The sequence below is a fragment of the Azospira inquinata genome, assembly GCF_018905915.1.
Taxonomy (GTDB): Bacteria; Pseudomonadota; Gammaproteobacteria; order Burkholderiales; family Rhodocyclaceae; genus Azospira; species Azospira inquinata.
Map to the genome: position 1 here is coordinate 700611 of NZ_CP064782.1, position 12132 is coordinate 712742.

14 protein-coding genes are annotated in these 12132 nt (G+C 62.9%); 6 read left to right on the forward strand and 8 right to left on the reverse strand.

Translation table 11 applies throughout. From position 1 onward, the window contains the following. Positions 1–22: 22 nt before the first annotated feature. The 3 genes from Azoinq_RS03070 to Azoinq_RS03080 form a co-directional block, all read right to left on the reverse strand. On the reverse strand, positions 23–862 hold the full coding sequence (locus tag Azoinq_RS03070; RefSeq protein WP_216126368.1) for a sulfurtransferase: 840 nt from the start codon (positions 860–862) through the stop codon (positions 23–25). Further along, positions 862–1212 (reverse strand): SpoIIAA family protein, encoded by a 351-nt coding sequence (locus tag Azoinq_RS03075; RefSeq protein ID WP_216126366.1) that lies wholly within the window; start codon positions 1210–1212, stop codon positions 862–864. The genes Azoinq_RS03070 and Azoinq_RS03075 overlap by 1 nt, the downstream gene beginning before the upstream one ends. Before the next feature lie 136 nt (positions 1213–1348). Beyond that, complete coding sequence (locus Azoinq_RS03080) at positions 1349–2455, reverse strand: aromatic ring-hydroxylating oxygenase subunit alpha (RefSeq protein WP_216126364.1); 1107 nt, start codon at positions 2453–2455, stop codon at positions 1349–1351. 133 nt (positions 2456–2588) lie between these two features. Between Azoinq_RS03080 and Azoinq_RS03085 the strand changes: the two genes are divergently transcribed. Genes Azoinq_RS03085 through folE2 form a run of 4 tightly spaced genes read left to right on the forward strand, consistent with a single transcriptional unit; the run spans position 2589 to position 6534 of the window. Beyond that, complete coding sequence (locus tag Azoinq_RS03085) at positions 2589–2852, forward strand: exodeoxyribonuclease VII small subunit (RefSeq protein WP_216126354.1); 264 nt, start codon at positions 2589–2591, stop codon at positions 2850–2852. An 11-nt stretch (positions 2853–2863) separates the two neighbouring features. Continuing rightward, positions 2864–3775: a polyprenyl synthetase family protein gene (locus Azoinq_RS03090; protein WP_216126333.1), complete on the forward strand. Its 912-nt coding sequence runs from the start codon at positions 2864–2866 to the stop codon at positions 3773–3775. 27 nt (positions 3776–3802) lie between these two features. Continuing rightward, positions 3803–5668 (forward strand): 1-deoxy-D-xylulose-5-phosphate synthase, encoded by a 1866-nt coding sequence (gene dxs / locus Azoinq_RS03095; protein ID WP_216126330.1) that lies wholly within the window; start codon positions 3803–3805, stop codon positions 5666–5668. A 53-nt stretch (positions 5669–5721) separates the two neighbouring features. Continuing rightward, entirely contained in the window at positions 5722–6534 is an 813-nt protein-coding gene (gene folE2 / locus Azoinq_RS03100) for a GTP cyclohydrolase FolE2 (RefSeq protein ID WP_216126327.1), read from the forward strand. Between the two features lie 248 nt (positions 6535–6782). Here folE2 and rplS read toward each other — a convergent pair whose 3' ends face one another. The 4 genes from rplS to rpsP all read right to left on the reverse strand — a co-directional run bounded on the left by rplS (position 6783) and on the right by rpsP (position 8782). Next, a complete protein-coding gene (gene rplS / locus Azoinq_RS03105) occupies positions 6783–7154 on the reverse strand; it encodes a 50S ribosomal protein L19 (protein WP_216126324.1) in 372 nt (123 codons plus the stop codon). Positions 7155–7164: 10 nt separating this feature from the next. After that, the gene (trmD, locus tag Azoinq_RS03110) at positions 7165–7929 is read right to left on the reverse strand and encodes a tRNA (guanosine(37)-N1)-methyltransferase TrmD (protein ID WP_232368598.1); all 765 of its coding nucleotides are present in this window, start codon (positions 7927–7929) and stop codon (positions 7165–7167) included. A 74-nt stretch (positions 7930–8003) separates the two neighbouring features. Next, positions 8004–8501 (reverse strand): ribosome maturation factor RimM, encoded by a 498-nt coding sequence (rimM, locus tag Azoinq_RS03115; protein ID WP_216126322.1) that lies wholly within the window; start codon positions 8499–8501, stop codon positions 8004–8006. Between the two features lie 29 nt (positions 8502–8530). Further along, on the reverse strand, positions 8531–8782 hold the full coding sequence (rpsP, locus tag Azoinq_RS03120; protein ID WP_216126311.1) for a 30S ribosomal protein S16: 252 nt from the start codon (positions 8780–8782) through the stop codon (positions 8531–8533). Positions 8783–9278: 496 nt separating this feature from the next. Here rpsP and Azoinq_RS03125 point away from each other — a divergent pair, with 496 nt between their 5' ends. Continuing rightward, a complete protein-coding gene (locus tag Azoinq_RS03125) occupies positions 9279–10787 on the forward strand; it encodes a hypothetical protein (RefSeq protein WP_216126308.1) in 1509 nt (502 codons plus the stop codon). On the opposite strand, the gene Azoinq_RS03130 is transcribed toward Azoinq_RS03125, so the two are convergent. Next, positions 10784–11608 (reverse strand): YihY family inner membrane protein, encoded by an 825-nt coding sequence (locus Azoinq_RS03130; RefSeq protein ID WP_216126305.1) that lies wholly within the window; start codon positions 11606–11608, stop codon positions 10784–10786. The two genes, Azoinq_RS03125 and Azoinq_RS03130, sit on opposite strands and share 4 nt — an antisense overlap. A gap of 68 nt (positions 11609–11676) precedes the next feature. Between Azoinq_RS03130 and Azoinq_RS03135 the strand changes: the two genes are divergently transcribed. Next, a complete protein-coding gene (locus Azoinq_RS03135; protein ID WP_216126299.1) occupies positions 11677–12030 on the forward strand; it encodes a DUF2069 domain-containing protein in 354 nt (117 codons plus the stop codon). Positions 12031–12132 lie beyond the last annotated feature (102 nt).

Here is a 12132-nt window from a genome sequence, read left to right on the forward strand (position 1 = left end):
GTTGACACTATTTTTCATAAATTCACTTTTCCACCGGCCGGGCAGGGTCGCTGCACCACTCACTCCAGGACCCGGCGTAGAGCTTGGAGCCGGGCAGGCCCGCCACTTCCATGGCAAGTACATTGTGGCAGGCGGAGACCCCGGAACCGCATTGGTGGATCACCTGTTCCGGGCTCAAGGAGCCCAGGATTTCCAGGAATTCCCGTTGCAATTCATGGGCCGGTTTAAACTGGCCTTCCGGGGTGAGATTGTTGCGGAAGAAGCGATTCCGGGCCCCCGGGATATGGCCGCCCACCGGGTCCATGGTTTCGTTTTCCCCATGAAAGCGGTCCGGCGCCCGGGCGTCCAGAATCAGGCGCCCCGGATGCCCCAACCCCGCCAGGACCTTGCTGGCCAGCACCACCCAGGGCTGCACCCGGGCTGTGAAATGGCCCAAACGGGGCTGGGGCGCCGCCCCGTCCACCGGCTGGCCAGCCCCTACCCAAGCGGGGAAGCCCCCATCCAGGACGGACACCGCCCCGTGGCCTAGCCAGCCCAGCAGCCACCACAGCCGGGCCGCCATCATGCCGCCACAGTCGTCGTAGGCCACCACCCGGGTCTGGTTGCCGATGCCCAGCATTTCCAGACGGCGCACCAGCAGCACCACCTCGGGCAGGGGATGACGGCCGTTATGGCCGGTCTTGGGGCCGGACAGATCCCGGTCCATGTGCATGAACACGGCCCCGGGAATGTGATTTTCCTGGTAGGCGGCTTCCCCGGCCTCAGGAGCCGCCAGGTTATGGCGACAATCCACCACCCGCCAATCCGGGTCTTCCAGATGGTCGGCCAGTTCCGCCACGGAAATCAGGGGGGAGACGGTCATCAGGCCTGCTCCGCCAGCCAGGCCTTGGCTTCGGCTTCGTCGCTGAAAACCTGCACATCGGCGTGCACAAAGGCCTGGGATAGCCAGGCGCTCCAGGCCACCCACTGGCTATCGGTCAGGACCGCCACCCGGCGGAAGGCGTCCCCGTGGGTCCGGCCGAATTTCACTTCGGCCCAGGCAACGTCCAGGGTGAAATCGGCCATCTCCCGCAGATCGAAGAAGAGATCCACCGGGCCTTCGAATTTAGTCTTGTAATTGACCAGCTCTTCGAATTCCCGGTAATCGGCCAGGGTAAATTCCCCGAAAACGGACACCGATACCAGGCTGCCTTGATGGTCGGTTGCGATCATAGTTTTGCTCTCCACTAAAAATTGGGGATGCCCAAGTGTATCCCAAGCCCCGGCCAAACGCGGCGTCCGGCGCCCCGGGCAAGGGCAAAGAAAAAGGGCGCCCCCTGGGACGCCCTGTTTCGGCTGACCACCCGCCCTACAGGTGGGGGGCCATGATGCGACGATAGAATTCGTGGAAGTGCTGCATGCCGTCTTCCATGGGAGATTGGTAGGGCCCCACTTCGCTGCGGCCTTCCTTGAAGAGACGCCAGCGACCCCGGTCCATGCGTTCGCCGATGTCGTCGTCCTCAATGGCGGTTTCCATGTAGGCGGCCTGCTCGGCTTCGATGAACTCCCGTTCGAAATCCACGATTTCTTCCGGATAGTAGAACTCCACCACATTCATGGTCTTGTTCACATCCTGGGGTACCAGGGTGGACACCACCAGGACGTGGGGATACCACTCCACCATCACATTGGGGTAGTAGGTCAGCCACACGGCGCCCTGCCGGGGGGATTCCCCCTTGGCGGCGTAGAAGTCCCGCACCGCCTTCTGCCAGCGGGCATAGACCGGGGAGCCTTCCTTGAGCAGGGAGGTAATGCCCACCCGCTGGACGGAATACCATTCGCCGAACTGCCAGGTAAGGTCGTCGCAGGTGACGAAATTGCCCAGACCCGGATGGAAGGGGACCACGTGGTAGTCCTCCAGATAGACCTCGATGAAGGTCTTCCAGTTGTAGTTGCACTGGTGCATTTCCACCCGGTCCAGCTTGTAACCGGCGAAATCGAATTCCCCAGCCACATTCATCCCGGCCAGATCCTGACCGACGGAGCGGGGCCCCTTGAAGAGCAGTCCGTTCCAGGATTCCAGCTTGCGCTTATTGAGATTGAGGCAGGGATTGGCGGGGAAATGGGGGGCGCCGATGAGGCTGCCTTCCGTGTCATAGGTCCAGCGGTGCAGGGGACACACCACGTTTTCCGCATTGCCGCTGCCCTGCAACATGACAGCCTGGCGGTGGCGGCAGATATTGGACATGTCGTACACCCCGTCCGGCTGGCGCACCACCATACGGCCATGATCCTGCCATTCCAGGGTCCGGTAATCGTGCACATGGGGCACCATCAGCTCATGGCCGACGTACCCGGGCCCCTGCTCGAAGAAGAGTTTCTGCTCCAATTCGAACATTTTTTCGTCGAAATACCAGTCGACGGGGAATTGGGTTACGGCCGGAGCCAAATGGTTGCTGGTGACGATCTCGGACATCTCCACACCTCCGGGAAGTGGCAAAGGGTAGAAATCAGTTAATAAATCAAGGGAGGCGGGATTGTAGCCTGGATCAAATTTGACCAAAAGCCCCTGAATAAGTTATTTTTTCCCGTTTCTGATGGCTATTGACATGGATCAAACCGCCCCGTCATCCACGCCTGCGGACGGGCAAGAACCCGCCCCTCTCAAATTCGAAACCGCCCTTACCGAACTCGAGCGCATCGCCCAGGCCATGGAGGGTGGCAAACTGTCTCTGGAAGAATCCCTGGAAGCCTATCGCCGGGGCACGGAACTGCTCCAGTTCTGCCAGCGTCAACTGCAAGTCGCCGAGGAAAAAATCCAGGTACTGGAAAACGGCTCCCTGCGCGACTTTCGCCCTACCGAATCCCACTGAAAGCCTTGTCCATGTCCGCCACTGCCCTGCCTTTTCCGGAATGGATGGGGGCCGTTCAGGCCCGCACCGAAGCGGCCCTGGGCCGCTTTTTGCCGGCCCCGGATCACGCCCCCGCCACCCTGCACCAGGCCATGCGCTATGCCGCCCTGGGCGGGGGCAAGCGGGTACGGCCCCTGTTGGCCTTCGCCGCTGGGGAAATCACCGGGGCCCCGGCGGATCTGCTGGACAGCGCCGCCTGCGCCGTGGAGCTGATCCACGCCTATTCTCTGGTCCATGACGACCTCCCGGCCATGGACAATGACGTGCTGCGCCGGGGCCGCCCCACCTGCCACGTGGAATATGGGGAAGCCACGGCCATGCTGGCCGGGGACGCCCTCCAGACCCTGGCCTTCGACCTCCTGGCCCGGCCCCTGGAACTGGCACCGGCCCGGCAGGTGGAATTGCTCGCCCTCCTGGCCCAGGCCAGCGGCTCCCGGGGCATGGCCGGCGGTCAGGCCATTGACCTGGAGGCGGTGGGCCGGGCCCACGACCAGGCCCTGACCCAGCCCGAACTGGAATTGATGCATGCCTTAAAAACCGGCGCCCTGATCCGGGCCGCCGTGCTCATGGGCGCCCTGTGCGGCGAGGCCCTGGCACCGGAGGCCCGGGCGCGCCTGGACACCTACGCCAAGCGGGCCGGCCTGCTGTTCCAGGTGGTGGATGACATTCTGGACTGCACGGCCAGCACCGCCACCCTGGGCAAAACCGCAGGCAAGGATGCGGCGGCGGACAAACCCACCTACGTCAGTCTCCTGGGCCTGGGCGGCGCCCAGGACTACGCGGAAGAGCTGCGCCGCCAAGCCGTCACCGCCCTGGATATTTTCGGCCCCCGGGCCACCCGCCTCATCGCCCTCACCGACTTCATCACCCACCGCAAATTCTGACCGGCTTATCGGAGCGCAAGCCCAGCCATGTCCGCCTACCCCCTCCTCGACACCATCCACGATCCCAGCCAACTGCGTCGGCTGGAGCGGCGCCAGCTGTTGCCCCTGGCCGATGAAATCCGGGCCTTTCTCATCGAATCCGTGGCCCGCACGGGGGGGCACCTATCCTCCAACCTGGGAACGGTGGAACTGACCATCGCCCTCCACTACGTCTTCGAGACCCCCCGGGACCGGCTGGTCTGGGACGTGGGGCATCAGTGCTACACCCACAAGATCCTTACCGGCCGCCGGGAGGGCATGGCCCGGCTGCGCATGGCGGGAGGCGTTTCCGGCTTTCCCAAGCGCACGGAAAGCGAATACGACACCTTTGGGGTCGGCCATTCCTCCACCTCCATCTCCGCCGCCCTGGGCATGGCCCTGGGGGCCAAGCAGAAGGGGGAAAAGCGGGCGGCCATCGCCATTATCGGCGACGGGGCCATGTCCGCCGGCATGGCCTTCGAAGCCCTGAATAACGCCGGGGTGGCGGACGCGGACATGCTGGTCATCCTCAACGACAACGAAATGTCCATCTCCCCCCCGGTGGGCGCCCTGAACAAATACCTGGCCCGGATCATGTCCGGCAACTTCTATTCCGCCGCCCGCAAGGCCGGAGAAAAGGTGCTGGGCATGGCCCCGCCCCTGCTGGAACTGGCCAAGCGGGCGGAAGAGCACGTCAAGGGCATGCTCACCCCGGGCACCCTGTTCGAGGAACTGGGCTTCAACTACATCGGCCCCATCGACGGTCATGACCTGAATGCCCTGATCCCCACCCTGCAAAACCTGAAGGACATGAAGGGCCCCCGTTTCCTCCACGTCATCACCAAAAAGGGCCATGGCTACAAGCTGGCGGAGGCGGACCCGGTGCTCTACCACGGGGTCTCCAAGTTCAAGCCGGAGGAAGGCATTCAGACCGGCAAGGGCGGAGGCAAACTCACCTACACCCGGGTGTTTTCCGACTGGCTCTGCGACATGGCCGCCGCCGATCCCCGGCTGGTGGGCATCACCCCCGCCATGGGGGAAGGCTCCGGCCTGGTGCGCTTTGCCGAGCTGTTCCCGGAGCGCTACTACGACGTGGGTATCGCGGAGCAGCATGCGGTCACCTTCGCCGCCGGACTGGCCTGCGAAGGGTTGAAGCCCGTGGTGGCCATCTATTCCACCTTCCTCCAGCGGGCCTATGACCAGCTCATCCACGATGTGGCCCTGCAAAACCTGCCGGTGACCTTCGCCATCGACCGGGGCGGCCTGGTGGGGGCGGACGGGGCTACCCACCACGGCGCCTTCGATCTCTCCTTCCTGGCCTGCATCCCCAATCTGGTGGTGATGTGCCCGGGGGACGAAAACGAATGCCGGCGCATGCTCACCACCGCCTTCCTCCACGACGGCCCCGCCGCCGTGCGCTACCCTCGGGGCGGCGGCATGGGCATAACGCCGGAGACGGCCCTGGAACCCCTGCCCCTGGGCAAGGGGGAAATGCGCCGCCGGGGCCATAAACTGGCCTTTCTGGTCTTCGGCAGCCCCCTGGGTGCCGCCCTGGAGGCCGCCGAGGCCCTGGACGCCAGCGTAGCCAACATGCGCTTCGTCAAACCCATGGATGAAAAGCTGTTGTTGGAATTGGCAGGGAACCATGAGGGCCTGATTACCCTCGAAGAGAATGTGGTGAGCGGTGGCGCGGGCAGCGAGGCGGCCCGTATCCTGGCCAGCCATGGGGTGGTCAAACCCCTGCTGCACCTGGGCCTGCCGGACCGTTTCATGGATCACGGCGACCAGGGGCTGCTCCTGGCGGAAGCCGGACTGGACGGGGCGGGCATCCTCCGCAGCGTCCAGGAATGGCAGGCCCGGCAGTTTCCCGCCTGAACCGCCCCGTCAGCCACCGCCTCCGCCCCAACCCCGACCAACAGGACAAGAATATGAACGCACCCCAACACCCCGCCGCGCCCATGCCCGACGTGCAGAGCAGCGCCGATACCCGGCACCTGGCCATTAACCGGGTGGGCATCAAAGCCATCCGCCACCCGGTCCGGGTGCGGGATGAGCATGGACAAGATCAGGCCACCATCGCCGTCTTCAACATGTACGTGGGATTGCCCCATAATTTCAAGGGCACCCACATGTCCCGCTTTGTGGAAATTCTCAACAGCCAGGAAAACGCCCTGTCCGTGGAGTCCTTCCCGGTGATGCTCCAATCCATGGTGGAGCGCCTGGAAGCCCAGACCGGCCACATTGAGATGAATTTCCCCTATTTCATCAACAAATCCGCCCCGGTTTCCGGGGTCAAAAGCCTGCTGGACTACGATGTGACCTTTATCGGGGACATCTGCCACGGGGAAATCAGTTCCACTATCAAGGTGGTGGTGCCCGTCACCAGCCTCTGCCCCTGCTCCAAGAAAATCTCCGACCGGGGCGCCCACAACCAGCGTTCCCACGTCACGGTGACGGCCCGCACTAACGACCTGCTGTGGATAGAGGAACTGGTCCGGCTCATCGAGAAACAGGCGTCCTGCGAGCTTTACGGCCTGCTCAAGCGCCCGGATGAAAAGTACGTCACGGAAAAGGCCTACGACAATCCCAAGTTCGTGGAAGACATGGTCCGGGACGTGGCCGCCGCCCTCAATGCGGAGCCCCGCATCGATTACTACGTGGTGGAATCGGAAAATTTTGAATCCATCCACAACCACTCGGCCTACGCCCTGATCGAGCGGGACAAAAAAGCCAGCCACTAGGCCAAAGGCTAAGGGCGGTCTTCGGCACCAGCCTGCCACCGCCCCTTACCCACCAAGGCGCCCCATCCGGGCGCCTTTTTTTTGCCCGGTAGCCGCACGCCGCCTCCCTGGCCCGGAAAATCGGTGCTCCGAAACAGACCAGGGCAGCGCATGGGCCTTCACACTAGGCGTGGCGCCCCCCCTCCAAGGCCACCGCCCAATAAAAAAGGGTGCCCAGGGGCACCCTTTTAATACCGGTAAAGGCTGGATTAGCCTTGCTTGGTAACGAGCTTTTCCTTGATCCGGGCAGACTTGCCGGAACGTTGACGCAGGTAGTACAGCTTGGCACGACGCACGTCACCACGACGCTTCACTTCGATGGAAGCGATCATGGGGGAATAGGTTTGGAAAGTCCGTTCCACGCCTTCACCGGAAGAAATCTTCCGCACGGTGAAAGCGGAGTTAAGACCCCGGTTGCGCTTGGCAATGACCACGCCTTCATAGGCCTGGACCCGCTTGCGGCTACCTTCCACCACGTTCACGCCAACCACCACGGTATCGCCAGGGGCGAATTCGGGAATGGTCTTGCCGGCGGTCAGGCGGGCCAGCTCTTCCTGTTCCAGTTGTTGAATCAGGTTCATGTGAGTTCCTTCAGTTATGTTTTATCTCACCGCATTGCTCCTCTCGCGATAGCTCGCTGAGGAGTTGCGTCACTTCCTTGGAAAGCTTTTTGCCTTCCGCGGTCTGCTGCGCCAGCCATTTGGCAAACAACTCCGGACGGCGCTTCCGGGTTCGGGCCAGCGACTGTTTCAGACGCCAGCGACGAATGGCTTCGTGGTGGCCGGACAACAACACCGGCGGCACCTCCATGTTTTCATACACTTCCGGCCGGGTGAAATGGGGGCAATCCAGGAGCCCTTCCACAAAGGAATCCTGCTCCGCCGAAGCCGCATCATGCAAGGCTCCCGGCAGTTGCCGAACGATGGCGTCCATCAGGGCCATCGCCGGGATTTCGCCCCCCGACAGGACAAAATCCCCCATGGAAATCTCTTCATCCACGCAGCGTTCAATCACCCGCTCGTCGATGCCTTCATAACGGCCGCACAACAGAATCAGCCCCGGCTCGTCCTTAAGACGCATGACCGTGGCGTGGTCCAGAGGGCGCCCCTGGGGGGAAAAATGCACCACCCGGGAATGCTCCAGCCCCAGATCCCGCTGCCGCTGCTTGGCGGCGGCAATGGCTTTTTCCAGAGGAGCGGGCAACATCACCATACCGGGGCCGCCGCCATAGGGCCGGTCATCCACGGTACGGTAATGGTCTTCGGCAAAATCCCGGGGATTCCAGGTCGCCAGATGCCACAAACCGTTTTCCAAGGCCCGGCGGCTAATGCCGTAATGGGCCAGGGCGTCAAACATTTCGGGAAAGAGGCTGATGACATCGAAGACGGGGGACGGCCCCTTTTCCGATCGGGCTTCCTGCTCCGCCCCGCTCACCAGTCCCGCTCCCACGCCACGCGAATCAGGCCCTGGGCCTGGTCCACCTGGGTCACCACCGCATTCACGAAGGGGATGAGGCGTTCTTCCCCATCTTCCCCATGAACACGCAGCACATCATTGGCGCCGGTCTCGATCAAACCCTGGACCACGCCCAGGCATTCATCCCGGGTGTTTAGCACCTTGGCACCGATTAAATCGGCCCAATAGAATTCGTTTTCCCCGGTTTCCGGCAAAGCCGTCCGGGGAGCCGCCACCAGCAGTTTCTGGAGGGCTTCCGCCTGGTTACGGTCGGTGACGCCATCAAAGGCCACCACCAACCCATCCCCTTGCAGCCGACAGCGGGAAATTTTCATCTCCTGCCACGGACCAGCCTCAGGGCCCAGCCACCAGACGGGCATTTTCGACCAACTTAAGGGATCATCCCCGAAGGGATGCACCCGTACCCAGCCGTGAACCCCATGGGGGCCGGTCACGGCCCCCAATACAACCATGGTGTTCCCGGCTGCGTCAGACAAGGCGATTAGGCAGCAGCCTTGGCGGATTGCTTAACCAAGCGGGCCACGGTGGGGGACAGCTTGGCGCCCTTTTCGGCCCAGTAGGTAACGCGATCAGCCTGGATCACCAGACCGTTTTCGCTATCGGCAGACATGGGGTTGTAGTAGCCCACGCGCTCGATGAAACGACCATCGCGACGGTTACGGGAATCAGCCACGACCAGATTGTAGAAGGGGCGCTTCTTGGAACCGCCGCGAGAGAGACGAATGACGACCATCGTGAGTTCTTCCGGAATCAGAAAAAGGGGGAGAGTATAGCAAAAATCCCCGACAATGGAAGAGCTTTTCCTTAGGGTTTTGCTGCCAGAACAAGCAATTGGATCATCCCGGCTTTAACCCGGGCTGAAACCCTCCGGGCGGCCCTTCCGCCTTCCGCCTTCCGCCTTCCGCCTTCCGCCTTCCGCCCCCGGAGTTCGCCTTCTCGCCCTTCTCGCCCTTCCCGCCCTTCCCGCCCTTCCCGGCCTTCCCGGCCTTCCCGGCCGCCGGCCACCATACGCCACCCGGGCCGGGGCGACACCCTCCAACGCCACAAGGCCAGACGGGAAAACCCTTGTCTTTTTTGTCTTTGGAGGCCCTTGCCCCCTTTTTTCTCCAGTCCCAAACCGTCAAAAACCGTGACTTTTGTCACAGAAAATCCACCCTAAGTCATTCAATTTTCTGGATTAGTCCGGAACTCCCTATAATAGCCATCCGGTATTTCAACCTCGGGACACCATGACCCTTAATGCTCCGGCCACCGCCTCCACTCGTCCCGATCCGGGCGCCATGTTGCAATGGTTCGCCCAGCCGGAGGAGGCGCTTGGCCCGGAGGTTTTAAGCACTCTCCAGGATTTTCTCGACACCCTGCGCCAATCCCCGGCCAGCCCCCAACAGCGCCACAAGCTTCTGGAGCTGATCTATCAGCGGGCCATGGGTCTGGGCCGGGCGTTGGGGCCGGAAGTAAGCGCCAGCCCCCTGCCCCTGGGGAAGAAAATGCGCCAGCAGATACGCCAGCAACAGCGCCTGCTGGAAGCTGTGGCCCTGGATTACCTGGCGGACGTGGAAAATCCCGTGGATTTACACTTGGTCAAAGGCCTGCGCCAGCCCCCGGAAGTGGGGCTGTGGCGCATGCTGCAGTGCCTTTACCTGCATCTGCTCATCAGCGCCCTGGCCGCCGCTCCCGCCGGCATCGGTATTTGGCAAACCATCCACCGGAGCTACCGTCTGGCCCAGAGCAAGGGCTTAAGCCGGGCCACGCCGCCGGGGGAAACGGAGGATATCGCCCGGGCCTATGGCAGCACCCTGCTCCTGGCCTGCGCCCAGCCCGCCTCCTATTCCGGGGAAGAGCTGGCTTTTGTGGCCGCCATGACCCACCGGCTGAGCGAGGACATGGAAATTCTTTCCGTGGCCGACGAACGCCATCACGGCCTTTTCTGGGTGGATCCGGAGCGGGACGGGGGGCCGGTGGCCATGGTGCGCCGCCTGCCGCCCCCGGAAACCACGGTGCTTTGGTTTTCCTGCGACCGGCTGGCCCGCCAGCTGGATACCTGGGTCGAAGCACTGAATGGGGGCGCCAGCCCGGACAGCCTGCAGCTCCCCCCCGGAGCGGCGACGTCCACCGGTCAGGGGCTGATGCACCGGCTAGCGAAAAGCTGGGGTCATCCGGCCAAACGCCGCTTTCCTCGCCGTCGCCAAAGCTTCCGGGCCAAGCTGTGCCTGGGGTTGGAACAATTGTGGCTGACCCTGGAACAGGGAGAACGGGAAGACAGCCCCCTTTCCCAATGGATGGTCACCAATGAAAGCCCGGAAGGCTACGCCATCATGCATCTGGCCGGTCACACCACGGGCCTGGCGGTGGGCAATGTGGTGGCACTGAAACGGGAAAACGGCGCGGATTGGGAAATCTGCCTGGTACGCTGGGCCCTCTCGGAAAATCCGGAGCATCTGGAGCTGGGTCTGCAAATCCTTGCCCCCCGGGCCATTCCCGCCACCTTCGCCGTTCCCGGGAAAACCCAGGAGGCGGTGACCGGCGCCCTGCTCTTTCCCCCCATTCCAGGACTGCGGCCGGAGGAACATCTGCTCGCCCCCGCCGGGGCCCTGCGCCCGGATATGGGCATGGTGGTGCTGCTGCTTCAGCAGGAAAACCTGGCCGTGCGGGAAATCGGGATACAACGGCTGGAAGAGCAGACCGGCGCCGTGGAGACCTTCGCCATCGCCCCCTACGTCCCGGCCGCCAACGCCTAGCGGTGCCGATGCAGGGTGGCGGCGATGAGGCCGCCCAAGAGCAGCACCAACCAGCAGAGATAGAGCCACACCAGGAATATGGGCACCACGGCAAAGGCGCCATAAATCAGGGTGTAGGACGGCACATTGCTCAGGTAAATTTCAAAGCCCCGCTGCATGAGGGAAATGCCCACGGCAGCAAACAGCCCCCCGGCCAGGGCATGACCCAGGCGCACCCGGGCATTGGGCACGGCGTAATAGAGAAAGGCGAAAAAGCCCCACAGCAGGGCCAGGGACACCCCTTTGAAAAGGTAGTGTTGCAGCCAGGGGGGCTCCCCGAACAGGCCCAGGGACACGGTCACCCCGTAGGACATGGCGCCGAAAATGCCCCCCAGGACCAGGGGCCCCAGGAGCAGCATGATGCAGTAGAGCTTGATCCTTTCCCCGATGGGCCGGGAAGCATTGACCCGCCACACATGGTTGAAGGTTTTTTCCACGGAAACCATGAGCAGCAGGGCGGTTAGGGCGAGGAAGGCCAGGCCCAGCCAGGTCATATCCTGGGCCTTCTGGGAAAAGGTCAGGGTATATTGGGCAATCACCGCCCCCGCCTTTTCCGGCAACAGGTTTTGCACCAGAAAGCGGTTAACCTGGGCCAGCACCGCGTGGAAAAATGGAAAAATGGAAACGATCCCCACCACCAAGGCCACCAGGGGCACCAGGGACAGTAGGGTGGTATAGGCCAGACTGGCGCCGATCTGGAAAAAGCGCTCCTCCACAAAACGGTGCAGGATTTCCCCCACAAAGCCCCGCTGTCTGCTGTTGCCCCGCCTGCTGCTTGCCATGGATGCGCTCATCCTTACCCAGTTTTGCTTGCCGTTATAATACCCGCCCAACCTGAATCCGCCCCGCCATGCCCCAACGCCTCGTATTCCTGGCCAGCGCCAGTCTGATCGCCCTCATCGCCCTGTGTCTGGCCTGGGAACTGCGCCTTGCCCCCCTCCATCCGGGGGGCTCGGCCCTGGCCTTTAAGGCCATTCCCCTGCTGGCGCCCCTCTTCGGCATTCTCAAGGGACGGCGCTACACCTACCAGTGGAGTTCCCTTTTCATCCTCTTCTATTTTACGGAAGGGGTGGTGCGGGCCACCTCGGACCAGGGCCTGAGTCAGTGGCTGGCCTGGGGGGAAACTGGGCTAAGCGTTATTTTCTTTACCGCCGTGGTGCTCTACGCCCGGCTCACCCGCCCGGGCAAAGAAAAGGCGGCCTAAGGCCGCCTGGGCACCGGATCGCCCCTGGCTTCAACAGCGGGGCGGGCACCGGTCGGGCAGGGAAAGGCCAGTGGGTCACACCGGCCCCTCCCAATCCAAGGA

Excerpts from the sequence above, each read along its gene's own strand:
- Azoinq_RS03070 (WP_216126368.1), bottom strand. The coding sequence starts at position 862 with ATGACCGTCTCCCCCCTGATTTCCGTGGCGGAACTGGCCGACCATCTG.
- Azoinq_RS03075 (WP_216126366.1), bottom strand. The coding sequence starts at position 1,212 with ATGATCGCAACCGACCATCAAGGCAGCCTGGTATCGGTGTCCGTTTTC.
- Azoinq_RS03080 (WP_216126364.1), bottom strand. The coding sequence starts at position 2,455 with ATGTCCGAGATCGTCACCAGCAACCATTTGGCTCCGGCCGTAACCCAA.
- Azoinq_RS03085 (WP_216126354.1), top strand. The coding sequence starts at position 2,589 with ATGGATCAAACCGCCCCGTCATCCACGCCTGCGGACGGGCAAGAACCC.
- Azoinq_RS03090 (WP_216126333.1), top strand. The coding sequence starts at position 2,864 with ATGTCCGCCACTGCCCTGCCTTTTCCGGAATGGATGGGGGCCGTTCAG.
- dxs (WP_216126330.1), top strand. The coding sequence starts at position 3,803 with ATGTCCGCCTACCCCCTCCTCGACACCATCCACGATCCCAGCCAACTG.
- folE2 (WP_216126327.1), top strand. The coding sequence starts at position 5,722 with ATGAACGCACCCCAACACCCCGCCGCGCCCATGCCCGACGTGCAGAGC.
- rplS (WP_216126324.1), bottom strand. The coding sequence starts at position 7,154 with ATGAACCTGATTCAACAACTGGAACAGGAAGAGCTGGCCCGCCTGACC.
- trmD (WP_232368598.1), bottom strand. The coding sequence starts at position 7,929 with ATGTTTGACGCCCTGGCCCATTACGGCATTAGCCGCCGGGCCTTGGAA.
- rimM (WP_216126322.1), bottom strand. The coding sequence starts at position 8,501 with ATGGTTGTATTGGGGGCCGTGACCGGCCCCCATGGGGTTCACGGCTGG.
- rpsP (WP_216126311.1), bottom strand. The coding sequence starts at position 8,782 with ATGGTCGTCATTCGTCTCTCTCGCGGCGGTTCCAAGAAGCGCCCCTTC.
- Azoinq_RS03125 (WP_216126308.1), top strand. The coding sequence starts at position 9,279 with ATGACCCTTAATGCTCCGGCCACCGCCTCCACTCGTCCCGATCCGGGC.
- Azoinq_RS03130 (WP_216126305.1), bottom strand. The coding sequence starts at position 11,608 with ATGGCAAGCAGCAGGCGGGGCAACAGCAGACAGCGGGGCTTTGTGGGG.
- Azoinq_RS03135 (WP_216126299.1), top strand. The coding sequence starts at position 11,677 with ATGCCCCAACGCCTCGTATTCCTGGCCAGCGCCAGTCTGATCGCCCTC.